At 53.6% G+C, this 26,681-nt stretch carries 28 protein-coding genes; 14 read left to right on the plus strand and 14 right to left on the minus strand.

Features of this window, described 5'->3' with window-relative positions; genetic code table 11:
• Positions 1–11: 11 nt before the first annotated feature.
• From motB to HZS79_RS13950, 9 genes are all read right to left on the minus strand, one after another.
• The gene (gene motB, locus HZS79_RS13910) at positions 12–932 is read right to left on the minus strand and encodes a flagellar motor protein MotB (protein WP_179928159.1); all 921 of its coding nucleotides are present in this window, start codon (positions 930–932) and stop codon (positions 12–14) included.
• Complete coding sequence (gene motA, locus HZS79_RS13915) at positions 929–1,798, minus strand: flagellar motor stator protein MotA (RefSeq protein WP_162217951.1); 870 nt, start codon at positions 1,796–1,798, stop codon at positions 929–931. Before motA ends, motB begins: the two co-directional genes overlap by 4 nt.
• 224 nt (positions 1,799–2,022) lie before the next feature.
• A complete protein-coding gene (gene flhC, locus HZS79_RS13920; protein WP_162217952.1) occupies positions 2,023–2,547 on the minus strand; it encodes a flagellar transcriptional regulator FlhC in 525 nt (174 codons plus the stop codon).
• Entirely contained in the window at positions 2,544–2,876 is a 333-nt protein-coding gene (gene flhD, locus HZS79_RS13925) for a flagellar transcriptional regulator FlhD (RefSeq protein ID WP_162217953.1), read from the minus strand. The genes flhC and flhD overlap by 4 nt, the downstream gene beginning before the upstream one ends.
• A 106-nt stretch (positions 2,877–2,982) precedes the next feature.
• A complete protein-coding gene (locus tag HZS79_RS13930) occupies positions 2,983–3,276 on the minus strand; it encodes an EscU/YscU/HrcU family type III secretion system export apparatus switch protein (RefSeq protein WP_162217975.1) in 294 nt (97 codons plus the stop codon).
• Positions 3,260–4,438: a flagellar hook-length control protein FliK gene (fliK, locus tag HZS79_RS13935; protein ID WP_179928160.1), complete on the minus strand. Its 1,179-nt coding sequence runs from the start codon at positions 4,436–4,438 to the stop codon at positions 3,260–3,262. The genes HZS79_RS13930 and fliK overlap by 17 nt, the downstream gene beginning before the upstream one ends.
• Positions 4,435–4,860 carry a flagellar protein FliT gene (gene fliT / locus HZS79_RS13940; RefSeq protein WP_162217955.1) on the minus strand — a complete coding sequence of 142 codons (426 nt, stop codon included), beginning with the start codon at positions 4,858–4,860 and terminating at the stop codon, positions 4,435–4,437. The genes fliK and fliT overlap by 4 nt, the downstream gene beginning before the upstream one ends.
• Before the next feature lie 8 nt (positions 4,861–4,868).
• Positions 4,869–5,285, minus strand: a complete 417-nt coding sequence (gene fliS, locus HZS79_RS13945) for a flagellar export chaperone FliS (RefSeq protein WP_162217956.1) — start codon at positions 5,283–5,285, stop codon at positions 4,869–4,871.
• Positions 5,286–5,475: 190 nt separating this feature from the next.
• Entirely contained in the window at positions 5,476–7,167 is a 1,692-nt protein-coding gene (locus HZS79_RS13950; RefSeq protein ID WP_179928161.1) for an HD domain-containing phosphohydrolase, read from the minus strand.
• A gap of 294 nt (positions 7,168–7,461) precedes the next feature.
• Here HZS79_RS13950 and HZS79_RS13955 point away from each other — a divergent pair, with 294 nt between their 5' ends.
• Entirely contained in the window at positions 7,462–7,821 is a 360-nt protein-coding gene (locus HZS79_RS13955) for a flagellar protein FlaG (RefSeq protein WP_162217958.1), read from the plus strand.
• A 69-nt stretch (positions 7,822–7,890) separates the two neighbouring features.
• Here the strand turns inward: HZS79_RS13955 and fliE are convergent, their stop codons facing one another.
• Positions 7,891–8,232, minus strand: coding sequence for a flagellar hook-basal body complex protein FliE (fliE, locus tag HZS79_RS13960; RefSeq protein ID WP_179928162.1), 342 nt, complete (start codon positions 8,230–8,232; stop codon positions 7,891–7,893).
• Between the two features lie 257 nt (positions 8,233–8,489).
• On the opposite strand from fliE, the gene fliF reads away from it, so the two are divergent.
• From fliF to fliR, 13 genes are all read left to right on the plus strand, one after another.
• On the plus strand, positions 8,490–10,244 hold the full coding sequence (fliF, locus tag HZS79_RS13965) for a flagellar basal-body MS-ring/collar protein FliF (RefSeq protein ID WP_162217960.1): 1,755 nt from the start codon (positions 8,490–8,492) through the stop codon (positions 10,242–10,244).
• A complete protein-coding gene (gene fliG / locus HZS79_RS13970) occupies positions 10,237–11,244 on the plus strand; it encodes a flagellar motor switch protein FliG (RefSeq protein WP_162217961.1) in 1,008 nt (335 codons plus the stop codon). The genes fliF and fliG overlap by 8 nt, the downstream gene beginning before the upstream one ends.
• Entirely contained in the window at positions 11,237–12,004 is a 768-nt protein-coding gene (fliH, locus tag HZS79_RS13975; protein WP_179928163.1) for a flagellar assembly protein FliH, read from the plus strand. Before fliG ends, fliH begins: the two co-directional genes overlap by 8 nt.
• Positions 12,005–12,054: 50 nt before the next feature.
• On the plus strand, positions 12,055–13,443 hold the full coding sequence (gene fliI, locus HZS79_RS13980; RefSeq protein ID WP_162217963.1) for a flagellar protein export ATPase FliI: 1,389 nt from the start codon (positions 12,055–12,057) through the stop codon (positions 13,441–13,443).
• A gap of 2 nt (positions 13,444–13,445) precedes the next feature.
• Positions 13,446–13,898, plus strand: a complete 453-nt coding sequence (gene fliJ / locus HZS79_RS13985; RefSeq protein ID WP_162217964.1) for a flagellar export protein FliJ — start codon at positions 13,446–13,448, stop codon at positions 13,896–13,898.
• A gap of 23 nt (positions 13,899–13,921) precedes the next feature.
• Positions 13,922–16,957, plus strand: a complete 3,036-nt coding sequence (locus HZS79_RS13990) for a flagellar hook-length control protein FliK (RefSeq protein ID WP_179928164.1) — start codon at positions 13,922–13,924, stop codon at positions 16,955–16,957.
• A gap of 161 nt (positions 16,958–17,118) precedes the next feature.
• The gene (gene fliL / locus HZS79_RS13995; RefSeq protein WP_162219990.1) at positions 17,119–17,595 is read left to right on the plus strand and encodes a flagellar basal body-associated protein FliL; all 477 of its coding nucleotides are present in this window, start codon (positions 17,119–17,121) and stop codon (positions 17,593–17,595) included.
• 21 nt (positions 17,596–17,616) lie between these two features.
• Entirely contained in the window at positions 17,617–18,672 is a 1,056-nt protein-coding gene (gene fliM, locus HZS79_RS14000) for a flagellar motor switch protein FliM (RefSeq protein ID WP_162219989.1), read from the plus strand.
• Positions 18,669–19,184, plus strand: coding sequence for a flagellar motor switch protein FliN (gene fliN / locus HZS79_RS14005; RefSeq protein WP_162219988.1), 516 nt, complete (start codon positions 18,669–18,671; stop codon positions 19,182–19,184). The genes fliM and fliN overlap by 4 nt, the downstream gene beginning before the upstream one ends.
• A complete protein-coding gene (fliO, locus tag HZS79_RS14010; RefSeq protein WP_162219987.1) occupies positions 19,181–19,633 on the plus strand; it encodes a flagellar biosynthetic protein FliO in 453 nt (150 codons plus the stop codon). Before fliN ends, fliO begins: the two co-directional genes overlap by 4 nt.
• Positions 19,634–19,641: 8 nt before the next feature.
• Entirely contained in the window at positions 19,642–20,409 is a 768-nt protein-coding gene (fliP, locus tag HZS79_RS14015; RefSeq protein ID WP_162219986.1) for a flagellar type III secretion system pore protein FliP, read from the plus strand.
• Between the two features lie 28 nt (positions 20,410–20,437).
• Positions 20,438–20,707, plus strand: a complete 270-nt coding sequence (gene fliQ, locus HZS79_RS14020; RefSeq protein WP_162219985.1) for a flagellar biosynthesis protein FliQ — start codon at positions 20,438–20,440, stop codon at positions 20,705–20,707.
• Positions 20,708–20,711: 4 nt separating this feature from the next.
• Complete coding sequence (gene fliR, locus HZS79_RS14025) at positions 20,712–21,503, plus strand: flagellar biosynthetic protein FliR (RefSeq protein WP_179928165.1); 792 nt, start codon at positions 20,712–20,714, stop codon at positions 21,501–21,503.
• A gap of 17 nt (positions 21,504–21,520) precedes the next feature.
• Here fliR and flgL read toward each other — a convergent pair whose 3' ends face one another.
• The 4 genes from flgL to HZS79_RS14045 all read right to left on the minus strand — a co-directional run bounded on the left by flgL (position 21,521) and on the right by HZS79_RS14045 (position 26,681).
• Positions 21,521–22,774, minus strand: a complete 1,254-nt coding sequence (gene flgL, locus HZS79_RS14030; RefSeq protein WP_179928166.1) for a flagellar hook-associated protein FlgL — start codon at positions 22,772–22,774, stop codon at positions 21,521–21,523.
• Between the two features lie 15 nt (positions 22,775–22,789).
• Positions 22,790–24,448: a flagellar hook-associated protein FlgK gene (gene flgK / locus HZS79_RS14035; protein WP_162219982.1), complete on the minus strand. Its 1,659-nt coding sequence runs from the start codon at positions 24,446–24,448 to the stop codon at positions 22,790–22,792.
• Positions 24,449–24,510: 62 nt separating this feature from the next.
• Complete coding sequence (gene flgJ / locus HZS79_RS14040) at positions 24,511–25,548, minus strand: flagellar assembly peptidoglycan hydrolase FlgJ (protein ID WP_179928167.1); 1,038 nt, start codon at positions 25,546–25,548, stop codon at positions 24,511–24,513.
• Positions 25,548–26,681: a flagellar basal body P-ring protein FlgI gene (locus tag HZS79_RS14045; RefSeq protein WP_179928182.1), complete on the minus strand. Its 1,134-nt coding sequence runs from the start codon at positions 26,679–26,681 to the stop codon at positions 25,548–25,550. Before HZS79_RS14045 ends, flgJ begins: the two co-directional genes overlap by 1 nt.

The following is a 26,681-nucleotide window of genomic DNA, read 5'->3' on the forward strand; positions in this document are numbered from 1 at the left end:
ATCAGCCCAGCTCATTCGTTGTCATCGCCCTGTTCCATGCGTTGGGGCAATGCCTCTTCAGACGCATCGTCATCGGGCAGTGGGCTATCAGGCTCCATCACCCCTGGGTTACGAATCGCCTCGGCAATTTCTGGCAATAAAACAACGAGTTCAATGCGGCGATTAATAGGATCTGTCGGCATAGTGTCAGGCAGCATGGCACGGTCAGCAAAGCCCGATACGCGCAGCAGTTGATCCGGATCAAGCCCACCCGCCACTAATTCACGCCGAGAGGCATTAGCCCGATCATTGGAAAGCTCCCAGTTGCTATAGCCACGATACCCACCTGCAAAAGGCACGCCGTCAGTATGGCCACTAATGCTTAAATCATTAGGTAACTCATTGAGCAGCGGTGCCATCGTGCGAAGCAGATTGCGCATATAAGGAGCGACCTGGTCGCTACCCAGCTCAAACATTGGACGCTGGGCGGTATCCAATAGCTGAATGCGTAGCCCTTCGCGGGTTAGATCAAAGCGCATTTGGCTACGCAGCTGACGTAACTCAGGGTCTTGCTCGATGGCGCGCTCAATACGCTCCTGCAGGTCATTGAAAAAGCGGCGCTCTTGAGCACTGGGGCGGCTATGCTGCAGCACATCAACACGGGCGCGCTCGCCGTCGATATGGGCAGGGTCTGGCCCCCCTCCAGGAATCACTCGGGTACTGCCTGACCGTTCTCCTCCCGTGACCGCGGTGATTAAGGGGGTGCTGAAATACTCAGCAACACTGCGGCGCGTTTCCTCATCGGAAACACTTAAAATCCACATCACCAAAAACAGTGCCATCAGGGCGGTCATAAAGTCAGCAAGAGCTATTTTCCAAGCGCCCCCATGGTGGGCATGCACCACTTTTTTGCGCCGAATAACAATCGGACGCTTATCGCCCCCCTTACTCATGCAGTACCGCCCTTTTTAGCGTCGCGAACATACTCTTCAAGCTCTGAAAAACTGGGACGCTCGGTGCTGTGTAATGCTTTACGACCAAACTCAACGGCTAACTGGGGCGCATAGCCATGTAGGCTAGCCAGCAGCGTGACTCGGATACACTGCAGCATTTTTTCTGCTTCTTTCGCTTGCCGATCCGCATAGCTTGCGATGGGGCTAATAAATCCATAGCCCATCAAAATCCCCAGAAAAGTACCCACTAACGCCATCGCGATCATTTGTCCCATTTGATCAGGGCTGGCATCTGCATACGTCAGTGCTTTAATAACCCCCATTACTGCGGCCACGATACCGAACGCAGGCATGGCATCACCGACTTTGGCAATCGCATCAATGGGAATATGGGCTTCTTGCTCAAAGACTTCGATTTCGTGAAGCATTAACTCATCGATTTCCATCGGCTCCATGCCACCGCTCACCATCAATCGAAGATAATCGGTTAAGAAATCCATAATATGAGGGTCTGCAAGCACCGTGGGATGCTCTTGAAACAGCGGGCTTTCCTGGGGATTATCAATGTCGCGCTCAATTCCCAACATACCCTCACGGCGCACTTTGGAGAGAATCTTGTACTGCAGCGCCATTAACTCCATATACAGGGCTTTATTGTATTTTTTGGTGCGTTTGAGCCTGGGCAATATTTTAAACGTGGCTTTAATCGCTTTACCGTTGTTCGCGGCGATGAAAGCGCCAACGCCTGCACCGCCAATAATTAGCAGCTCCAGGGGTTGGTACAGAGGGCCTAAACTGCCACCTGCCAGCACATAGCCGCCAAACACGCACAGTAATACGACGACATAACCTAGGAGAATCAGCACAAACAGTATCCTTGCGATATCAGTTTTTAAATCAACGGAACGTCTTCCATCACTTCATCAGAAGACACAGGAAAGCCTCGCCCCACGCGTTTCTAAGCCATAGCATACTCAGAAGAAGGCTGTTTTTAATGAAAAAGTACCGGCGACTTTTAGTGCTATCTATGCGCTAAAGACACATTTCATTAGGTATATGCCTACCCACAACGTGCGTGATTGTTTATCTATCAACACTGCGCCTTGCGCGTTTTTCCTGCCCTGGAAGGGGGTTGGCAAATACCGCAAACATAATCACGGGTTGGGCTATGAGCGTGGGCGACAAAGTGTCCTTCGCAACGGTTACACGTATTGAGTTGCAGCAGGTCACTTTCAAAAAACCTCACTAATGTCCACGCACGGGTTAACCCCAGCACCGGCTCAACGCCTTCTAGATTTATCTGCTCTTCATAAAGCCGATAGGCTTTTACAAAAGCATCAATACGCTCGCAGCGAGTGTTTTGTTGTATGCTGTTGTAAATGTTATAAAACAGCGATGAATGTACGTTCGGCAGCCATGTCACGAACCAGTCCGCTGAAAAGGGCAACATCCCCTTGGGAGGCGACATCCCTCTCACTTCCTTGTACAACTTTATTAGTCGCGTGCGACTGAGCTCCGTCTCGGTCTCCAGCACCTGTAAACGTGCACCTAGCTCTATCAGCTCTATGGCCAGCTGTACTTGGTGCATTTCATCAACCAAGCTCTTCTGGCTCACTCCGTCTCTCCTAAAGCTAGTGTTTCAAACTCCTCGCACGCCGATAGCAGCGATGCATGCAGCCCCGACAACCCTTGGTCTCTTGGGTTTTCGGTTAATTTGCGTAGCTGCTGGGCGCTCGTTTGGCTCAGTCGGCATATCAACTGATTGTTGCGAGCCAACTTCGTCAGCTGCCTAGCGTTAAGAGACACAATCAGGTCGGCAAGCTCGCTGTCTACTTTTAAGCGAAACATGGCCGCCTCACGGTCTTCTGCCAGCAGGCGCTGTGCCAGGAGTAAATACGCTAAGTTAATTTCCTGAATTTCATCGAGAAAGCTTGTTTGACTCATAGTGTTCCATCGAACGACATGGGCGTTTAATTATGGCTTTATACGGACGCCTTAAAGTTTTTTAACAATTTGCTCGACACATGGTTGCATACAACATTTGTATTGGCTACCGACGCTCTTGACGCGGAGTTAACCTTTCTTCGGATAACTCAAATACCCATACAAGCAGCTCTGCAACAACCTGATATAAACTCGTGGGAATCTCATCATCGAGATCTAGCTGCATTAGCAGTGCCACAAGTTCAGGCGCATCGTGCACATAAATTCCTTGGCGCTGAGCCTCTGCCATAATACGTTCCGCCAACTCACCGTAACCCTTTGCCACCACACGCGGTGCTTGCGCTTTATCCTGATAAGCAAGCGCAACTGCTTGGCGGCGATGCTCATCCGAGGTAGCCATCATGACTCTCCAAGGTGGCATAGTGCGCTTTCACCTGAACACTGCGAAAATCTAACGCCTGCAGGCGATTTTCTAAACGCCCAAGCCCCTGTTCCAGAGACTGGTACGTCGATGCAGTATTCGTTGTAAAATCAATGCTTAATACCGAATGGTGAAGCCTGAGTGATGCACTAAATGCCCCTAGATTAGGCACATCGAGCTGCATGTCCGAACGCCAGTCACCCTCGGCACCCGCCTCCTTCTGAGCGTCTTCTCGCTCCTCTTCTCGGGGCGGCATATGAATCACTAATGCCATGAAAATCCCCGCCCAAACATCACCTTCCCAGCGAATAACAGGCATTACTAGCATGTCGAGTTGCTGACGCACTAGGCTCTGCAAGCTTTCATGGACGATTTCACGACCGCCACGAACTATCGAGCTATCCTCCAACACACGTGCACTTGCCATATCACTCTGCGCACTGACTGGCAGAGTGCTCTCTGGCGTGAGTGCAGAAGGGCGCGCAAATACTGTTTGATCACTTGCAACCGGCACAAGCAGCGAGTTTGGCAATATGGCGACGTTTGTATTAGCGGCACTCAACACAGCACTAGGTGCAAGCGGCGGCGTTACAAACGTCGCGATACTGGCCGGCAGCAAAGGCCTTGGGCCTGCCTGCATTTGTGGTTCTCGCAATAGCTGTTGGCGAGAGGCCTCTCCGTGGAACCAGCGTTTTAAATGCGCTTCGTAAAACAAACCGCTATCACGAACACTGCTTTCCAGCCGACTTCCCAATGTTGAAGCAGAAGGCGCTTCATGCATTCCCATCAACGGCGCTTGGGGACGTATCACCGCAGGGGGAGCAGGAAACCGTAGCAGTACATCGGCAATGGAGCGGGCAGCCGGGCTAAAGTGAATCTGGGTCGACCCCGTTGCTGTATTGGTGTTTTCTCCCAAAAAAGGGGGGCGCTGACCACCCAGCGACGACGGCAGCCGCCTAAGATCGCCTAACGGCGAAGGAAGTGGGCGACCATCAAGGCTTGAATCCCCATGCAGTGCGCGGGGTCCCTCGCCAGGAGGAACAGGTTGCACGGGAGCATTCAGCGGGCGCTGAGACAACTCACCCTGACGCCCAAGCACTTGGTGCATGAGCGTATCAATCAGTGGCGTGATACCACTCACGTCACTCCCTTCCCTTGATTGGCATCAGTGTCGGTGTCGCTTCTCGCATCGAAAAACGCTGTTTCACCTTGCTGGGGAGCGTAGGCACGATGCAGGTCACGCTGGCGTTGGGAAACGCCGATCAGCTTACCTAACTCATCCCGTCTGGCGACCAAACGGCGGCGAATTTCAACATCGTGCTCTAGAATACTTTCAAGCAGCTCTGCTTTACGCTTCTCGGCAGCAGCATCAAGCACCACTTCGATATCGTGCTTACGCAGGGCTTCAACCGACATGACGTAGTGAGTACGTTGCTCGATAAGCTCTGCCCACTGCTCTGCATTCGCGAGCTCGTGCATTTGAGCAACACAGGCGAGTAACTTAGCGTACGCATCAATAAGCGCCTGCTGAGCATTTTCACGAGCCATTTCAGAAGCCGACATGCTTTGCCTCACGCACTTTGCTGTTGACCGATTTCACGCCATGCAGAGGCGATATCTTCAAGCAATTGCTCTGCTTGATTAAGACTATCTTCATCATTACGAAGATTAGCGGCCAACAATAAGCGGGTAATATAGTCGTAAAGTGATGCAAGGCGTTCTGCAATATCTCCGCCTTTCTCTTGGTCTAACGCTGCAACCAAACCGTTATTGATAATATCCAACGCTTTAGATATCGACTTTCCCTTTTCGGCCGTATGGCCAGCCTGCATATGAATACGTGCTGCGCGAATGGCCGCTTGGGCACCATCAAACAGCATCACAATAAGCTGGTGGGGGTCAGCTGACATGACGCCGCTTTCCACGCCAACGCGGGCATAAGCCTTGGCACCACGTCCATAAGCGGCGCCACCGCGAGAGTATGTCATAAGCGGGCACTCCTTTTATTAATGCGAACAACACGGCCGGTATACATCGTTTACTACCGAGCCATTGATTATTCAGAAACGAGCGTATTAGCTCAGCTATAAAGTTATATCGGCGTCTCACAAATAGACTTTAACGTTTGGCTTACTTTTCGATGAGAAAAATGCACCCACCTGCCATACCGCTAATGAGCTATGTTGAGACCGCCACTTCACGGGTTGGCTTACCTAGTTTTTCAAGGATATCGCCGCTTAATGTCGTCCCCAACGTCTCACGTACCAGCGGCTCAGCCTGATGAGCAAGCGTTACTTCTGCAGGCGCCCCATGCTCATCAAGCCGCACAATCCAGGCCATCTGATTGCTGGAAAAGTATGCCAACGAGCCCACCGGAAGAGACTTAAAATGCTCGACGTAGCGTTTGATCCACCGCGCATCAAACTGATGCGGGTGACTAAACAAGTGGCGATAAATTTGCTGAGCCGTTTTCGCAGGCCGATCCACCCGATCGCGCCGCATCGCTTCCACAACATCAACCACTGCGCTCGCCTTGGCCAGCTCGTTAATATCTTCACCCGTTAAGCCTTCTGGGTAACCGCTGCCATCCAGCCGCTCATTAATGCCACCAATAACCGCCTGAGCAACCGTCGCTGATAGCCAGTGACAGTGCTGAAGGCGATCTAGCAGCAACGATACATGCTCACTCATTGCCTGCCGGTGAGTTGCTTCGAAATGCGGCGCTTTGAACAGTATTTGTGGTACCAGCGCTTTACCAAGATCATGCACTAACCCACTCGCAACGATCGCCTTTCGAACGTCACGGGGCATATTGGCACCCACCAGATCAAGCAAGTGAACCGCCACGCCAATCCCATGACGCACCAAGAGCGGCTCAGGTGATAGGCAGCGCGTTGCGAACAATAGCGCTTCGCGATCCTCCTCGTGCAACAGCAAAAGACGATCCGCATTGCGTGACAGCTGACGGGAGTCAATGTCGCTACCCTGTTGCAGTAGCAGCAACTGCGCATCTAGGTAAGCCGCTATTTTCACTAGACGCCTAGCCATTGGCGTTGCGTATCTTCTGATATCTCGCCGCCCCACATGCTCACTTCCTGTCGCACGTTTACCCGGCTGTTCAAACAGCGGTGACGGTTGACGATCATCCTGCTCTTCTTTGTTATAGCGAGCGGCTTCGCGCTCTATTTCACAGACAAAGTACCAAATTTGCCGTTCTTGCTCGGACGTGCAGCTCGTAAAACGGAAGCCCACACGTAGCAAGTGCCGTTCAGGATCGGTTTTTTGGTGGCGTGGCATCCCCTGCACTTCAAAATAGGTGCCATCTGGAAACGTAAAGGCAAGCAGAAGCGGCATGTGAGCGTCAGCCAGCACACCACTGGCGGTCGGCGGCAACTCTATTTGGCAGCCATCTTGCGACAGGTCTCGCAGCTCACCCAAAACACCCTTGCCACTCTCACCTGATATTGATGCTGGCACGGCCATTCCCAAACGCAGCTCCGCACGAAACGATTCGCGGCGCTGAAGAACGTCAAGCGTTGCAGGGTAGTCACTGCAGCATAAAAACCGTCCTCCAGCGCGACGCGTTTCCGTCAGAGAGAGTAGTGGCGTGCGTACAACCTTACCCTGGGACTGACCACGCAAAAAAAACCGCTCACCTTGCTGTAAGCGGCTTAGCAGGTGGTCGACCGAGGATAAGTCCATCACCAAGGCCTTCCCAGCGTGCTGCTCCATTAACACAATGGGTTCTGGGCGCGCTTGACCGGATGCCAAACAAAGCGAAACCCCGCCCCCCTCAATCATTGTGTCCAAAAAAGCGCTCACCGCCGTAGGACTGGTAACACTCTCGTACTCGTCTTGTTGGACTGACATTCTCGTCTCGCTCACTACCATGTTGTTATTACGCCGCGCTATACGCACCCACCACAAAGCGGCTGAGCATACCAGAAGCCTCTCAGCCGCCGTACGCCTATTAAAGGCCTTACCACCTATTTCATCGACGACAGCAAATGAGGCGGCACTGAACCCGATGGACGAGCCATGCGGAAAGTAAAGTTTTGGCCACGCCTGCCGATAGTCTTTAGAAGAGGCCCATAGCGACTCACTTGATGGCCTCTCTACCTTTTTGCTGCAAAGCCTCGGCTTACTTTTAAAGGATCACTTTCTATGGGCCCGTTGTTCACTGACGAAATTACTTCGATAGCGCTAGCCATCTCACAACCAGCCACTTCTCCGCGTCAGCAGCTTGAAGGTAAGCTCGATGCATTAAACGTAAGAGGAAGCCAAACAGCGGAGTCTCCCGTGGTGACCAAGGAGTCACTGATAGAGCCGGTGCAGCGTATCAACGAGACACTAAGACCACGCGGACTGGAGTTTGCAATAAGCGAGCAATCTTCGCGCATCATTACCAAGGTGATCGACCGCGAAACCGGTGATGTCATTCGCCAAATACCCGGTGAAGAAGTGCTGCTAATTGCAGAGCGGCTGGAGGAGCTACAAGGGCGGATCATTTCTTTAGAAGCATAAAAAAACGTTAGGAGAGATCGCCTCGACACGGTTTGCGATCACTCCTTCTTTGCGCTCCCTCGGTATCACCTATACCTGCATGTTCATCACATCGCGATACGCCGTTACCAACCGATTACGAACCTGCAGCCCCATCTGAAAAGCAACGCTGGCTTTCTGCATATCGACCATCACGTCATTTAGCTCAATGTTAGGGTCGCCAGCCTGGAAGGCCATTGATTTTGTGTTGGCTGCCTGCTGCAGGCGATTGATACGCTGAATAGAGGCCTGTAGCTCACTGCCAAAACCACCCTGACCAGCCGCTGTCGCAATATGCTCACCTTTTATAGGTTGTACTGCACTGGACTGTGCTGCCTGAGCAGCTAACCCCTGCATTTGCTGCAGTGCTGACTGTATGGCAGGTGAACTCATAAGCACGCCTCATCCGAAGGAAGGTGAAGTAATACTAAAAGCCTACCACTGGTTGCAAAGAGCTCATACGAACAAATACGCACCAAAAGCCAACCTGTTCGTTCATTTATGCTCGACTCGCCCCAGGATAATGGCGTCCATCACAATTCCGCTTCATCTTTTTAGCGGATAACCGCGATTGACGGATATTAGCCTATGCCTTCTTTGGTGATGCGCCTTAGCCGTCATCAGTTTTGCCTGCCCTTATGGAGGCACGCATGAGCGAAACTGGTGCTACGGCAGGCCGTCAGAACAACACGACACAAAATGCACCCCGCAGCGGAACAGCAGAAAATGATCCCAAAAGCACATCACCGGTGGAACGCACGTTAAAACAGCTACGCAGTAACCCGTTAGTGGTGCTGCTGATCGCAGCAGCCGCTTCTGTTGCGATCATTGCAGCACTCTTTATGTGGGCGAGCAGCCCTGATTATCGGGTTCTCTACAGCAATTTGAACGAAGCTGATGGTGGGCGCATCATCGCTGAGCTGGACAGCCGCGGCGTGCCTTACCAGTTTGGCGCGGGTGGCCAAGCGCTATTAGTCCCTAGCGATCAAGTCCACACATTAAGGTTACAACTTGCTGAGCAAGGGCTGCCGCGTGGCGGCAATCTGGGCTTTGAATTGATGGAGAATCAAGCCTTCGGTATCAGCCAGTTTGCCGAGCAGGTTAACTTTCAGCGGGGCCTTGAGGGTGAACTAGCCCGTTCGATCGAATCGCTTGGTCCCGTCGAAAGAGTGCGCGTACACCTTTCCATGGCTAAGCCCTCGGTCTTTATTCGTGACCGCGAGCCAGCCAAGGCATCGGTGATACTGACCATGCTGCCAGGACGTGTTCTGGGTGATGGCCAGGTCAGCGCTATCGTGCACATGGTCTCCAGCAGCGTGCCTGAACTGTCACCGGAAGACGTCACCATTGTAGATCAAAACGGTCGCCTGCTTTCAGCAAAAGCATCCCAAGGCAACGACCTGGATGGTTCACAGCTAGCTTACATTGCCGAAGTAGAGCGCTCCTATCAGCGCCGGATTGAAAATATCCTCTCGCCTATTCTGGGGAGCGACAACGTGCGCGCCCAGGTAGCCGCACAGATTGATTTTTCACGCCGCGAACAAACCTCAGAGCGTTATGCACCGAACCAGGCACCTAACGAATCTGCCGTGCGTAGTCGCCAACTGAGTCTGTCATACGATGGTGAAGATCCGCTGGCAACCGGCATTCCTGGCGCTTTAAGCAACACCCCACCAGGAGCAGCGCCTTCACCTATCAACCAGGCTGACGCTGACAATGGCGCCGACCTACCGGATAACGCCCTGCAGAATCTTCGCCAAGAAGACGTGGTTAACTATGAAGTTGATCGCAGCATAGAGCACATTCAACACCGCCTTGGCCAGGTAGAGCGCTTGTCAGCAGCGGTCGTTGTGAACTTTCGCCGTGTCATTAATGAAGAAGGCGAAGCCGAGCAAGTTGCTCTGAGTCCGGAAGAAGTTGCCCAGCTTGAGCGCCTGGTGCAACAGGCCATGGGCTTTTCTCAAGTACGTGGCGACGAAGTAGAAGTCGTGAACACACCCTTCGCCAGCGTCGATGAAAGTATTTCGGAAATCGCCTGGTGGCGACAGCCTGAAACATTGTCTATGGCATCTTCGCTCGGGCGCTACTTACTCGTGGCTATCGCTACATTGCTGCTTTACCTGCTGATTTTACGACCGCTGATCAAGCGTTACACCCAACCACCGGTTGTAGCAGCGGCCATGCCCAGCAGTACGTTTAGCGCCAGCGTAGGGGGCGAGGGCGAGGAAGATGAGCAAGAGAGCGCTCAGCCTACTGAAGGTGAGGACACGTACAGCAATAAGCCCAAACGTCGGCGTAAAACCTCGCTCTATGAACACAATCTGAACGACCTGCGTGAAATGGCACAGGAAGACCCCCGCATGGTCGCGATGATTATCCGCAGCTGGATGAACACCAATGAGTAGCCCAATTGCCGAGATGAGTGGTGCACGCAAAAGCGCCATTCTCCTGCTTGCACTGGACGAAGATAGCGCCGCAGAGGTGTTCAAGTACCTCAGCGCCAGTGAAGTACAGGACATCAGTATGGAAATGGCCCGCTTACATCAAGTCTCGCATGAAGACATGAAAGCGGTGCTGGAAGCGTTTCATCAGGAAACCGAGGAGTTTGTGGCGCTTAACCTCAACTCCAGTGAGCATATTCGTTCGGTACTCACCAAAGCACTGGGAAGCGAACGTGCGACGAGCCTCATTGAAGATATTCTTGAAACCACGGGTGGCAACTCGGGCATTGATGCACTGAATCTCATGGAAGCATCCATGGTGTCTGAGCTGATCCGCGATGAGCATCCGCAGATTATCGCCACCATTTTGGTTCACCTGGATCGGCACCAGGCGGCCGATATTCTTGAGCTGTTTGAAGAGAAGCTACGTAACGATGTGGTGTTGCGGATAGCAACCTTCAGCGGCGTTCAGCCCGCCGCCTTGCAAGAACTAACCGAAGTACTGACCAGTATGCTGGATGGTCAAAACCTCAAGCGCAGCAAGATGGGCGGCGTGAGAACGGCGGCCGAGATTCTCAACCTGATGAACTCCTCTCAGGAAGAAGTGGCCATCGAAACGGTTCGCTCCCACAGCGAAGATTTGGCTCAAAAAATTATCGACGAAATGTTCCTGTTCGAGAACCTACTCGACCTCGACAATCGTGCGATTCAGATGGTGCTTCAAGAAGTCGAAACCAACTCTCTGGTGGTGGCCCTCAAAGGCGCTCAAGAGGCATTAGTCGACAAATTTTTGCGCAATATGTCGCAGCGGGCAGCGGATCTGGTTCGCGAAGACATGGAGGCCCGCGGCCCCATTCGCGTTTCACAAGTAGAAACCGAACAGAAAGCTATTTTGCAGGTGGTGCGCCGGCTGGCTGACTCTGGCGAAATTGTCTTAGCTGGCGGGGATGATGAGTATGTCTAAGCCCCACACACCGGAGTTTGACCGGCATGGCAGCTGGCGGCGCTGGCAGATGGATGAGCTAAGCGAACAGCCGAGCAATCCACCGCAAAATGGAATGCCTGCCCTCTCCGCTCAGCAGCGCAAAGTAGCAGCGGCGAAAAAAGCTGCTGAGCAAGCACACCAGCGTGAAGAGCAGGAGCGCCAAGCGCTTTATGAGCGAATCCGTCAAGAAGCAGAGGAAGCTGGCTATCAGGCTGGCTTAACTCGCGGTCATCAAGAAGGGCTTGAACAGGGCCTTAGCGAAGGACGCGCCCAGGCAGATGAAGAGCTCGAAAAGCGTGTACGCCAAACCCTAGAGCCTCTTCACTCCCTTGCAAAGCAGTTTTCGGATTCGCTAGAGCGTATTGATGAAACGGTGGCGCATGATCTTGCCGAACTCGCACTGGCTACTGGCAAACAGTTAGCCGCCGATGCACTACAAGAACGGCCTGAGCAAATTCTTGAGATCGTCCGTGAGCTTCTCCACACCGAGCCACCGCTGGTAGGCCAGCAACGCCTTTGGCTTAACCCTCAAGATCATGCGCTGGTAAAAGAGCATCTCGGCAGCGAGCTAAAAGCAGCCAGCTGGTCCCTTCAACCGGATGATCAGCTGGCTCGTGGCGGATGTCGTGTTACCAGCGCTCAAGGCGAGCTAGACGCTACCTTTGAAAGCCGCTGGCAGTCTGTGGTTGCCCAATTACGTAAACGCCATCACGGCAGTGATACCCAACCCACTTTTTAGCCAATGCCAACGCCAACGTTAATGCCCACGTTGCTGAGACAGGTAATCCAATGAGCGACGCGACTTGCCCTCACCTCCACCACTGGCGTAAAGCACTGCATCGTACAACGCAGCGCGTCAGTCGGTTACCTCATTACCGCACCAGTGGTCGCGTCATTCGCGCTACCGGTATGGTCATTGAGGTCGTTGGGTTACGTGTGGCGGTGGGTAGCGCGTGTCGTATCGAACTGCCAGGCGCGGATGGACGTTTAAACGACAGCGATAAACATGCAGAGGCTGAAGTCGTCGGCTTTTCTGGCGACAAGCTGTTTCTGATGCCGTTAGAAGAGGTTTCAGGTTTGATGCCCGGCGCCAGAGTGTCGCCCCTTAGTGATGGCAATGGCCATAGTGCGCGGCGCTTTCCCATTGGCGATGATTTACTCGGGCGTGTGCTGGATGGTAACGGCAATCCGCTGGATGATCGCGAAAGCATTGAAGACGCCCCCAGAGCGACCCTCAATGCAACGCTGCTTAATCCATTATCTCGCGCCCCTATCGATGAACAAATTGATGTCGGCATTCGTGCGATCAACGCCCTGCTGAGCGTTGGGCGCGGCCAGCGTATGGGGCTTTTTGCAGGCTCAGGGGTAGGTAAGTCAGTACTGCTGGGCATGATGGCCCGCTATACCCAGGCGGATGTCATCGTAGTGGGTCTCATCGGCGAGCGTGGCCGAGAAGTACAGGATTTCATTGATAACATTTTAGGGCCGGAAGGCCGCCGACGTGCGGTGGTGGTGGCAGCCCCCGCGGACACATCACCGCTGCAACGTCTTCAAGGCGCAGCCTACGCCACGCGGCTTGCTGAAGGGTTTCGGGATGCGGGGCGTAATGTGTTGCTGATTATGGATTCGCTCACCCGCTACGCCATGGCACAACGAGAGATTGCACTCGCCATTGGTGAGCCCCCAGCCACCAAAGGCTATCCACCTTCCGTGTTCGCCAAACTGCCAGGGCTTGTTGAGCGCGCTGGAAATGCTGAGCGCGGCGGCGGCTCAATCACCGCTTTTTATACTGTGCTAACCGAGGGTGATGACCAGCAAGACCCGATTGCCGATTCAGCACGGGCCATTCTTGATGGTCATATTGTGCTCTCTCGCTCACTTGCTGAAGCGGGTCACTATCCCGCCATTGATATTGAAGCCTCGATCAGCCGTGCGATGACCGCCATTAGCTCTCCTGAGCAGCTTCAAGAAGCCCGCACCTTTAAACAACTTTTTTCACGCTATCAGCGCAATCGTGACCTTATCAGCGTAGGGGCTTACAGCCCAGGGCACGACCCAAGACTGGACGAAGCGGTGAACCGCTTTCCGACGTTGGAACGGTTTCTTCAGCAAAACATTGATGAGTGTGCAACGCTCGAAACATCGTGCCAGGCACTGCACGCAGTCGTGGGAGGCTAATAATGAGTCATTCGCAGCTCGATACGTTGACAGGCTTAGCCCGAGAGGCTCGGGATAAAGCAGGGAAATTACTGGCCGAGGATCGCCAAACACAGCAGCAAACCGAAGCGCAGCTACAGTCACTCAATCGCTATCGCGCAGAATATGCTGAACGTTTACAACAGGCGATGCGCGATGGCATCGACCCTGCCACGATGTACAACTATCAACAATTTCTGGCGTCACTGGATGCAGCGCTCAGCCGAGCGCGACAAGCACTGCTGGCTCAGCAAAAACGCGTCCAGCAAAGCCAACAGCACTGGCAACAAGAACAGCGCAAGCTCTCCTCTTACGATACGCTGACATCTCGGCGCTTATCCGAAGAGCATCGCCGCCAAGAACGTCACGAGCAGAAAACAAATGATGACTTTGTGACCAACCGTTTGGCCCGCCAATCGCCTGATAAAGCGCATTAGCGCCGTGCCGAGGAGCCGCATCTATGACTATTGAGCTATTGCTATCAATGCATCAGGGACAAGGGACTTCATCGTCAACCCACTCCCCTGCCTCTGGCTCTCCACGCGCGGCGCCAGGCGTTTTTTTTGAGGCGCTTACACAAGCAGTCACCCAACAGTCACGTTTGCCAACTAGCGTGCAGGCAGATGGCGTACCAACGGATGTGCTCAGTGCTGTTACTGAGCAGTTGGCATCTCTCGATATTGAGCTAGATGCGGAAGCACTAGAGAGCATTCGTGAGAACATGCACGAGAACGGACGTGAGAGAGCTCCGGAGAACGTACGCGATAGCGTAAAAGCTCCGCGGCAGGCGGTTGAGCAAGCCCCGACAGCGGGCATGCAAGACAACCATGCTTGGCATGAAGCCTCGGGCACGTCACGTCCGGTCAGCGCAGGGACTTTCACCTCCAGCCAAACACGAGACATGGGGCTGGAAAGGTCAAGCCAACCGCTCCCCCCCCCTGAGCAAACTGCTTCGTCAGATACCAGCAAGGGGGCCGAGACAACGCCACTCAATGCCGCTATTGCAGAAGTCGCTTCACGTTTAGCCTTGATCGCCTCTTATTCTGTGGCGCCAGCCGCTCAGGGTAACGAGACTGCCAGCGCAGCGCCTGTTTCAGCTCCCAGCCAAGGTGCTACCACCACCGGCCAAACATCTCTCGATAGCAGACTGTCTGCAGATAATGTCTCTTCTTCTCCAGCCTCTTTCCTTGCGCGAACAACACTACCGATGTCAGCAAGGTTGTTGGATAGCGCTGGAAATAGTACTGAAAATAGTACTGAAAACAGCAATGAAACCACTGCCTCTACACCCGTCTCGCGTCAGCCAGTGAAGGCACAGGATCCCTCAGTGCAGCCTCAGTCGTTCTCTATTTCCCAGACACCGACTCCCGCACCAAACAGCAGCTCTACATCCGCCGCGTTACCGTTAGCTACCAATAACCCCAGCGTCACGCTGCAAGAAAACGCTGTTAACACCACCCCGCGTGACGTACAGCCAGCACTCACTGGTGAACGAGTCGCTGAAGCATCACAGCTGACAACACAGGCACCGGCCAACACGCCAAGCCGTGACTCTGCGCCCGTAGCGCCGCCGCTACCTACCGATAGTTCAGCCGTTGCTCGGCAAGAAATCCCGGCAAGCGCTGCCCCTCGGGATGGGCAGCCAACACTCACCAGCGAACGGGTAACAGCAGCCTCACAGCCAGCAGCCCAGACACCGCCGCTGAACACACCAGCGCCTCAGCCAACTCCACAGGCACCAACTGCGCCAAGCCGTGACTCAGCGCCCATAGCACCGCCGTTGCCTGCCGATGGAACAACCGTTGCGCGGCAAGAAACCCTGGCGAGCGCTGCCCCTCGGGATGGGCAGCCAACACTCACCAGCGAACGGGTAACAGCAGCCTCACAGCCGACAGCCCAGACACTGCCGCTGAACACACAAGCGCCTCAGCCAACTCCACAGGCACCGGCTGCGCCAAACCGTGACTCAGCGCTCGTAGCGCCGTCGCTACCTGCCGATGGCGCAACCGTTGCGCGGCAAGAAACCCTGGCGAGCGCTGCTCCCCGGGATGGGCAGCCAACACTCACCGGCGAACGGGTAACAGCAGCCTCACAGCCGACAGCCCAGACACCGCCGCTGAATACACCAGCGCTTCAGCCAACTCCACAGGCACCGGCTGCGCCAAACCGTGACTCAGCGCTCGTAGCGCCGTCGCTACCTGCCGATGGCGCAACCGTTGCGCGGCAAGAAACCCTGGCGAGCGCTGCTCCCCGGGACGGGCAGCCAACACTCACCGGCGAGCGGGTAACAGCAACCTCACAGCCGACAGCCCAGACACCGCCGCTGAACACGCAAGCGTCTCAGCCAACTCCACAGGCACCGACTGCGCCAAGCCGTGATTCTGCCCCCATAGCGCCGCCACTACCTGCCGATGGCGCTCCCGTTGCGCGGCAAGAAACCCTGGCGAGCGCTGCTTCCCGGGATGGGCAGCCAACACTCACCGGCGAGCGGGTAACAGCAGCCTCACAGCCGACAGCCCAGACACCGCCGCTGAACACGCAAGCGCCTCAGCCAACTCCACAGGCACCGACTGCGCCAAGCCGTGATTCTGCCCCCATAGCGCCGCCGCTACCTGCCGATGGCGCAACCGTTGCGCGGCAAGAAACCCTGGCGAGCGCTGCTCCCCGGGATGGGCAGCCAACACTCACCGGCGAACGGGTAGCTGAAGCATCACAGCTGGCAGCACAAGCACAGCAAGCGACTCAGACGCGCCCAACACCGTCGGCCATTAACGCGTTGCCGGTAGAGTCATCAGCCGCTAACGTCTCGGCATCAGCAACGGCAACGGCAACGTCTCAGGAAACTATGGTGGCCCAACCGTTAGCTCACCAACCAGGCATGCATGCACTTTCTCCGCTGAATACGGCACTCGCGCCAACGCCTACCCCAGGCACTGAAGCGATGGCTGGCTTACTCGCGGAAGTCGATGCCAATAGCAGTGCGAACAAAGGTAGTGAGCAGCCCATACCTGTATCGTTAGCCTCCCAGCAGCCCGCAGCCCCCAATAGCTTAACGGCAACGACCTTAAATACACCGGTCACTAGTCCTGCCTGGCCTTCTCAGCTTGGACAACAGCTTATTCAGTTTGCCCAGCGTGGCGGTGAGCATCAGGTAAAAATGCAGTTACACCCTGCCGAGCTAGGGCCGCTATCGATCACCCTAAAAGTGACAGAGCAAGGCGCCCAGGCTCACTTCCTATCGTCTCATGCCGCTGTTCGCCAAGTGATTGAACAAGCGATTCCTCAGCTACGGGAAGCGCTGGCTGAACAAGGTATTTCGTTAGATGACACCTCTGTCGGTGAGCAACAAAACCCTAACGAGCAATCCTTTGCCCAGCAGATGCCTGGCAAGAATGCTGGCAATCAAAAGGGTGAGCAGGGCAACGACAGCGCCCCTTCACCTGTAGAGGAAAATAGCCAAGAGACGCCAGATGGACGTGTGGATATCTATGCATAAACCGGGTGCTAACACCGCGCAAAGCAACATTGGCAGCCTCAGCATTGTGTAACTAAACCAAAAGATAAGCTCATCCAGTGAGCTTGTTCATTTCATCACCTGTAACAGCGTTAGGCATAATGCTTGGCAAGTGTTATGGGTGAAAATCATGGGAACAACAAATGGCAGAAGCAAGCGGCGGATCTAAAAAACTGCTTTGGATAATGATTGTGTTGGTGCTCCTGTCGTCAGCAGGTGCAGCAGCAGCGATCTACTTAGTACTTGACCAGCGAGACGCAAGCGCTGTGGATGGCGAAGCACGGCAAACTGTTGAGCGCGTGTCGCCTGTTTTCACACGCATTGACCCGTTTACTGTCAACTTGGCGGATGATCGCTATGGCTCCCGCTTACTCTATACCGGGATTACGTTGCGAGTAGGTAACGAGCAGAGTAAGGCGATTATTGAAGAGCATATGCCCCAAGTGCGTAGCCGTTTACTGATTCTACTATCGGGTAAACAAGCCAACGAGCTAACGTCTGTAGAAGGTAAAGAAGAGCTGGCCCAGGCGATTATTAATCGTTTAAGCGTTCCTCTGACAGAAAATCAGCCTCCCCTGGATTTAAGGGAAGTGCTGTTTACCGAATTCATTGTGCAATAACCCCGGGAACTGGAGCCGTTCATGTCGCAGGACGATCTACTGTCCCAGGAAGAAATTGATGCCTTACTAAAAGGCGTTAGTGGAGATGATGAGCCAACTGACACACCATCTCCCTCTAAGGATGAATCGCGCATTCGCCCCTATGACCCCTCGACGCAACATCGGGTAATACGCGAGCGCTTACATGCCCTGGACTTTATCAACGAGCGTTTTGCACGTTACTTCCGCAATGGCTTGTTCAATTTAATTCGACGCAGTGCAGACATCACCGTTGAGTCGGTGCGGTACCAAAGCTTTAGCGAATTTTCGCGTAATGTTCCGGTTCCCACCAACCTGAATATCGTGTCAATGAAACCGCTACGCGGATCAGCATTGGTGGTATTTCCACCCAACCTTGTTTTTATGGTGGTCGATAACCTGTTTGGTGGCGACGGTCGCTTTGTGACGAAATCAGATGGTCGCGAATTCACCAACACAGAGCAGCGCATCATCCAGCGTTTGCTCAACTTAGCCATTGATGCCTATCAAGAGGCATGGAAAGTTGTTCATCCTTTAGAGGTTCATTTTTTACGCTCTGAAGTGCAGTCCAAGTTTGCCAACATCACCAATTCGCCCAACGAGATCGTGGTGAATACCAAGTTCAATATTGAAGTGGGTAACCTGTCGAGCAATTTTCAAATCTGTATGCCCTACGCCATGATTGAGCCGCTAAGGGATTTGCTGGCGAACCCCATCAACGACAGCAACCATGACTACGACGGTACTTGGTCGCGGCGCATGGCCACGGAGTTGCGTCAGTCTGAAGTTGAGCTCGTTGCAGAATTTGCCCAAATACCCAGTCGCATTGCCCACGTGATGGGGCTTAAAAAAGGCGATGTGCTACCCATGGATATTCCGAAAACGATTACCACTCGCGTGGACGGCGTGCCGGTGATGGAGTGTGAGTACGGCAGCCAACGGCAGCAACGCGCCCTACGTGTTATCCGTATGATCGACCATGCCGCTATGAATAACCTATCGTCAAAGGACTTTATTAAAGGTTCAACGCGACAGAAAGCCAAGGAACCCAAAGCATGACTGATCCAAATAAACCCGATCAAAACATCTCTGATGACGATTGGGCGGACGCCATGTCTGAACAAGAAGAACCCAACGCTAGCGCCGATGCCACCGACGAGGAAGATCCTTGGGCCGCGGCCATGGCAGAGCAAGAAGCCTCGGAGCAGCCAGATGCGGACAGTGAGCCCGAGCCTGAAGCACCTGTCGCAAAACCTGCAAGCGACGAAGTTTTTCGCCCGTTAAGCCCTGACAGCAGCAACGCTGAATCTCGTGATCTTGAAATGATTATGGATATCCCGGTCAAACTGACCGTGGAATTAGGGCGTACAAAGCTGACGATCAAGCAGCTGCTTGAGCTTGCCCAGGGCTCCGTGATTGAGCTTGAAGGCCTCGCTGGCGAGCCTATGGACATCTTGATCAATGGCTATTTAATCGCCCAGGGGGAAGTTGTGGTGGTTGAAGATAAATATGGCATTCGAATCACCGAGATTATTACGCCCTCTGAGCGTATTCATAAACTGAACCGATGAGCGTCGCAACGTCTTCTACATCGGGCACGTCCTTTGATGCCCTGAGCGGCAGCGGAGACGCGTTGATTGGCATGGCGGCACTGGGTAAAACTGCAGCAGCGCTCGCGCTTGTTATTGCGATTATTTTGCTATGCACCGCCGTGCTAAAACGCTGGCAGACCGCTCGTCATCATCATGGCGCTCACTTGCGCATTGTTGGCAATACGGCCGTGGGCAGCCGTGAGCGAATCGTGGTGGTTGAAATTGAAGATACCTGGTTAGTGGTTGGCGTTAGCGGTGGGCGAATCACAAAGCTGCATGAACGGCCAGCCCCTGCTAACCGCCCTTCTCCGCCCCCAGCGCCTGAAACGTCTTCACGGTTTTCTCAGCGGTTGGCTAATGCACTTGCCAGCAGCCGTAAACGCGATGGCCAAGGCTCTGGCGCCTCTGATTCAAACCACACACCATGAGATTCGAGATGTATTTTGCTTGGCCTGATGGGCGGCGTTGGTGGCTGATGCTTGCCGTCATTGCCTGCTGTTTCGTCGCTCTACCCGCGCATGCTCAGCAGTTGCCTGGGCTAATTTCCCAACCGCTTGAAGATGGTGGCCAGCAGTGGTCAGTCTCTTTACAAACGCTGTTGTTCTTAAGCTCACTGGCCTTCCTGCCAGCGATGCTGCTGATGATGACCAGCTTTACGCGCATTATCATCGTGTTGAGCTTGCTCAGAACGGCCATGGGCACACAGGCCACACCGCCCAACCAGGTATTACTGGGTATCGCCTTATTTCTGACATTTTTTATTATGTCGCCTGTGTTAAGCCAGGTGTATGACTCTGCGTGGGTGCCACTAACCAATGACGCCATCAATTTCGAAGAGTTTTTACTGCTTGCTCAGGAGCCGTTTCGGGAATTCATGCTGGCACAAACCCGCGAACCCGATTTAGCGCTGTTTGTTCGCCTAGCAGACGTTGGACCCATGCAAGGACCTGAAGATCTACCTATGCGGGTCTTACTGCCTGCGTTTGTCACCAGTGAGCTAAAAACAGCGTTCCAAATTGGCTTTACTATTTTTATTCCCTTTTTGATTATCGACTTAGTGGTCGCCAGCACGCTCATGGCATTGGGGATGATGATGGTTCCCCCCATCACCATTTCACTGCCCTTTAAGCTCATGCTGTTTATCTTGGTAGACGGCTGGCAGTTGATTATTGGCTCGTTAGCAGAAAGCTTTTACATGATTTAAGCGTCACAACCGACGACCAGGAGTAACCATGACCCCGGAAATGGTGATGAGCATTGCTTATCAAGGCATGCGTGTAACGCTTTTTCTTGCCGGCCCAATGTTGCTGGCGGCTCTGTTTACCGGCCTTCTCATTAGCTTGTTCCAGGCCGCAACCCAGATAAACGAAATGACGCTGACGTTTATCCCCAAAATATTGGCTGTGTTTGCTGTACTGGTACTCGCTGGCCCATGGTTACTGAGTTTGATCACAGACTTCACCCATCGCCTTTTTACCAACATCCCTAACATGGTGATGTAACCCGATGATAGAAGTGACGTTTGCCCAGCTACAAGGGTGGTTAATCGCCTTCCTGTGGCCATTTGCTCGCATTACCGCCTTCATGGCGGCATCCCCGCTGTGGGGACACGCCAGCATACCTAACCAGGCGAAAGTTGGGTTGGCAGCGTTAGTTACCGTTGTTATTGCCCCTATTTTGCCTGCCATGCCTAACGTGCCCATTATGTCGTGGGCAGGCCTGGGCATTATGGTGGAGCAGCTGCTAATTGGCGTGGCTATCGGCCTGGTCATGCATATCATGTTCGCAGTAGTACAGGCCGCAGGGGAGTTTATTGGCTTACAGATGGGGCTGGCATTTGCCAGTTTTTTCGATACGTCGAGCGGTACCAACATTATGGTGCTATCACGCATACTTTATATGATTACGCTGTTGATGTTTCTCGCTCTGAACGGCCACCTAATGGTGCTTGAAGCACTGGTAATGAGTTTTGAAACACTACCCATTGGCATAGGTGCCTTAAACCCTAATGCGTTTGAGCTACTGGCACGCTATGCGGGAACGATCTTCGCGTCAGGAATGCTGCTTGCACTGCCGGTGGTGGGTGCATTGCTAATCATCAACTTATCGCTGGGCATCCTTAACCGTTCGGCACCGCAGCTTACGGTATTTAATATCGGCTTTCCTACGTCGTTAACCGTCGGCCTCACGCTACTCATGGTATTAATGACCGATATTGGGCGCTTTTTGCAGCAACTCTTTAGTCAGAGCCTGGCCTTCATACAAAGCTTGATCGAGACCATGGCTCCCTTGAACTAAAACGTTTACCGCCGTGCTTACATATAGTCAAACAGCGACATACTCTTGATATCCACAAAGGCTTTCTGAGCCGCCTGTAAGCCTACTTGGCGCAAGCTATATTCCGAGATCGCAGACGCGTAGTCTAAATCGACCAAGTCAGAGAGCGTCTGTTCATAGTTGAGCATTCGGTTATTACCGACCGCATCAACCACATCTAGCTCATTGAGTCGCGCGCCCGCCGAAGCACGCACTGTCAGTACGTTATCGAGAGCATTATCAAGTTCACGCATCGATGTGTTGAGCGTGTTACGTAACGCGGCCTTTTCTGTTGCATTCTGGGCGGGCATTTCTAATGCGCTGATAGCTACTTCCATCGTACGAAACAGATCAGCGTCACGCTGCTCACTGCCCGGCCGGGCGAGCAAAATTTGGTCATCTGGCTCAGCGTTACCAGTTAGTGTGACATTAACCCCACCAAAATTGAGCTGCTGGCCTTCGCCGACATATTCGCCACTAGCCACTAAATCATCGGCGTTTTCCTGCCACGCACCTTCACTAAAACGCTGCACTTGATAGCTGACACCGCTATCGAGTGTTGCATCCTCCTGGAACACGACACGGTAACTGTCGCCATAGCCTGGGTCATTCACATCCGTCAGCTGCGGACCGCTGAAGGTAACGTTCCCCTGGTTCTCTGCATTGGCACTAGCGATATATCCTGCACCGCTGGGAACGCCCTGAAAAACAGTGGCGCCATTTTCAGCAACAGGCATCAGGCGGGAAGCATCGACACGCTGCTGGCGAACACTGTTATCACCGTTATATTCCACATTGCCGTCTGCTGATTTAACAAACGGCGGGGCGTTATCTTTATAACCACCGAATAAATGGCGTCCATTGCCATCGGTGGCATTCGCCTGACCCAGCATCGTTTCATAGATACCTTTTAGCTCGCTGGCAATGGACTCACGGTCAACATCACTCAACGTGTCGCTAGAGGCTTGGACCAGTAGCGTTTTTGCACTGGTCACCGCATCGCTGACACTATTAAGGATGCTCTCTGTTTGCGACAGTGAATTTCGCGCCGAGACCCGTGCATCTGCAAACTGTTGGTTCATCGCCTTGGATTGATCGACGCCCACGGCACGTGATGCTGCCTGCGGATCATCGGAAGGATTAACCACGCGACGGCCGCTAGCAATTTGTTGGCTAACTTTTAAGAAATCGCTTTGCTGACGGTTAATAGAAGCCGTGCTCTGCTCAAACATGGTGACCGTACTGATACGCATCGCCTAAGCTCCTTATTAATTCCGTAGATTTAAGATGGTGTCCATAATCGCACCCGCGGCATCAATCACACGCGCATTCGCTTGGTAATACTGCTGATAACGAATCAGGTTAGCCGCTTCTTCATCAAGATTGACGCCCGACTCAGACTGCTGCACCGCTTTCAATTGATCGGTTAATCCTTGGCGGGCATCTAAATTCACCTGGGTAATATTGGTACGGTTACCTACATCGCTGACAATCACACCATACGCGCCACTCACCGATGCGCTACCACCTACGACGGTTTTTTGCTGTAGATCCTGTAAGGCCAGTGCATTGCGGTTGTCGCCAGCGCCTGTCGCTACCCAGTCTGCCGGGGCGTCTTCAGGATTCATTGGCTTACCCGCCGCGATACGATCCAGCTCATTGATCGTGACATCCATATCGCTAGCACCACGACGTACGGGCTGCACTTCAAAACGGTCACCATCATCAGGCGTGCCACTAATGGTGAGTGCCACGCCGCCAAACGTCAGGGCGCCAGTTCCTGCGTCCCAGTCAGCACCTTCTACCACCGCACCGTTATCATTGCGCGTGACGGTTGGCATACCGCCCTCAAAGCGAACGGTGTAATCCGTCGCACGAAGCTGGTTGATTGTGTCGGTATCAAACTCGGCAGACTCAATGACCGCCGTACCGCTGTTATTCTCATGACCAAACGTCTGGGGAGAACGCACGGTAAAAAAGTCGCCACCTTGCTCGCCATTCAGATCGACGCCCTGCTTGTGTTGCTCGTTAAACGCCACTGAGAGCGAAACCGCCAGCTGGCCAATTTGGTTCTGCGTTTTATCCAGGGTTTCTGAACGGAACGTCATCAAACCGCCCAACGCACCGCCTTTAATCGTTGACTCTTTCAGTTGAGTCACGCTGCCTTGACCATCTCGGTAGCCCACCACGGTACGCTGGGGGTCGGCCTCCGACTTCATGGCTTCCAACTTAAACGCACTGGTACCCGTCACTAACGGCTGGCCGTTCGGCAAACTAAGGTTATAGGTTTTCCCATCCTGGATATTTAACCGCATATCCATGCGCTCATTTAGCTCAGAAACCAAATGGTCTCGCTGGTTTAACAGGCTATTGGGCGCCTCGCCACTACGCGCACGAGCAAGCGCAATTTCGCGATTTAGACCGGCAATTTGTTCCGTCGTGTTATTTATCTGGGTAACTTCGTCGTTGATCTGGCTATTAATATTGCTCTGCATATCTTGCAGATAACCGTCGAAGGAACGGAATTGGGCGCTAAGCGTATTGGCTGTGCCGACAACCCCTTGGCGAGCGGCAGGATCCGCTGGCGTACTAGCCAAGTCTTCCAGCGATGAGAAAAACGACTGCATTAACGGCGCCAAGCCCGCTTCTCGATCCGCGAGCAAGTTATCAATTTGGCTGACTTGATTGTTGTATGTGGCCAGCGCGCTGGATTGAGTCTTGGCGTTGTTAAGCTGGCTCGAGACATACGTATTGAACTGGCGCTCGATACTATTAACTTTAACGCCGCCCCCAACAGCTCCTTGGCCAAGCTGAGTCAGCTCACGATTATACCCAGGCGTATAAACGTTACTGATATTATTGCTGGTGGTACTAAGGGCATTCTGCGCCGCATTAAGGCCGCTTAAGCCGATTGAAAACATGCTCATGGTCAATTCCTTAGGCCGATAGAATATCTATCGGCAGTGCGCAGAAAAACTTGAGTCACGCCTTAGCGTGAATCTGCTAGAAAATCGCGGCCGAGATTAAGCGGCCCCATGGTGTTCATCACGGCCACCAACTTATCGGCATACTGTGGGTCCGTCGCATAACCACCCCGCTGTAGCTCACGAGCAGCCTGCTCCGCATTGCCTGCTTGTACCACACCGGCATAGCGAGGATTGTTGCCAATTAAATTAGCGTAGTCGGTAAATGCGTGCTCGAACGAATCATAGACACGGAAAGCGTCCACGACCTGTGTGCGACGCCCATTAATGTATTCATGGGTGACAACATCGGTGGTTTTACCCTGCCAATGGCTGCCTGCTTTAATGCCAAACAGGTTATGGCTATTACCACCGTTCTGGGTGGTAATTTCATGCCGCCCCCAGCCTGTTTCCAGCGCTGCCTGGGCCAAAATAAGCTCTGCCGGTACACCGGTGGCGTTGCTAGCCGCCTGAGCAGGCGCTGCTAAGGTGGTCAAAAAGCGCTGTACATGATCCGGCGCGCGGCTGTTAAAGGTCGGCGATGCAGTAGCGACATCAGTGTTAGTGTCATTCGGTTCAGCAACAGCCGGTTGTTGCCTGATCGTCTCTAGCTCAGACAAGAACCGCGCATCACCGTGGGCTGGGGAGCGTCCAGCATCATCTGACGGTAAAGCGTCATCCAGCACCCGTGGTGTTCCACGGGGAATACCAGCTATCAGCGCCTGTAGTTCTTGGTCGGCGTTATTAGCTTGGTTACCAACAGCCCCCTGGCGCTGCAGCTGCTCCACCAGCATATCCGCCAACCCGATGCCTTTAGATGAGATCACTTGCGACCACTGCTGATCCAGCATTTGTTGGTAGGTATCCGTAGTGGAGCTACTCATCAAGTCTGAAGTAGGAATGGCATCGCGCATACTTTTCATCATCATCTGCACAAAGAGCGCTTCAAACTGCTGTGCAGCCCCATGTACTCCAGCCTCTGGATCAATACGAGCGTTATGCTGCAACCGCTGAAATCCACCCATATCCAGCGCAAACTGGCTTGTCATATCCCCGATGCTCATCAGATAACCTCAAGCTCTGCACGAAGCGAACCAGATGCCTTCAGCGCTTCAAGAATGGACATTAGGTCTTGGGGGGTAGCTCCCAAGGCATTAAGTGCATTGACCACTTCGTTGAGTTGAGCCCCTTCTACTATTTGCAGGAAGGCTTCTTGCTGCTCAATTTCAATATCTGTATCGGGCACTACCACCGTTTCGCCTTCGCCAAAAGGTGCCGGCTGGCTTACCCCAAATTGGGTATCGATCATAATAGAAAGGTTACCGTGGGCGACGGCTGCCTGGCGTAGCGTAACCGCACTGTTCATCACCACCGAGCCCGTGCGTGCATTCAAGACAACCCGCGCAGGAGCATCCATTGGTGTCACGCGAACGCTTTCCACTCGCGCCATAAAGTTCACACGGGCGTTTTCGTCCATGGGGCCATCCAGCGCGATCACACGGCCGTTACGCGCATAAGCTACCGATTGACCAAACTCATTATTAATCGCCGTTACCATGCGCTGAACCGTGCCAAAATCTGACTCGTTAAGCTGTAGCTCTAATCGTCCGCCGTTTCCGCCAAGGTTTAATGGCACTTCCCGTTCCACCAGCGCGCCGTTAGGAATGCGCCCAGAGGCTTGCTGGTTGATCTGGACACTGCTCCCCCCCGCTTGTGCACCTGCGCCACCCACCAACATATTGCCCTGGGCGATGGCATAGGTATCTCCATCGGCTCCCTTTAATGGCGTCATTAGTAGGGTTCCGCCGCGTAGGCTTCGGGCGTTGGCAATAGAGGAGACAACAATATCCAAGCGCTGACCGGGGCGCGAAAACGGCGGTAAATCAGCCGTGACCATAACAGCGGCGACGTTACGAAGCTGTAAATTGGTGCCCGCCGGAACGGTTACGCCTAACTGCGAGAGCATGTTAGTCAAACTTTGGCTGGTAAACGGCGCCTGAGTGGTTTGGTCACCGGTACTGTCTAACCCGACCACCAAGCCGTAGCCGACCAATTGGTTGTCGCGAACCCCTGCAAAACTTGCCAGTTCACGCACTCGCTCTGCAGCAGCAGCAGGCTGAGCAAGTAAGCAGCCGACCACTAATATGGCTACATAACGTAGCCAACGCTTGGCGCTCCGATAACCGTTTAACTGCAT

Origin of the sequence: Vreelandella zhaodongensis, assembly GCF_013415115.1 — a bacterium.
Lineage (GTDB): Bacteria > Pseudomonadota > Gammaproteobacteria > Pseudomonadales > Halomonadaceae > Vreelandella > Vreelandella zhaodongensis.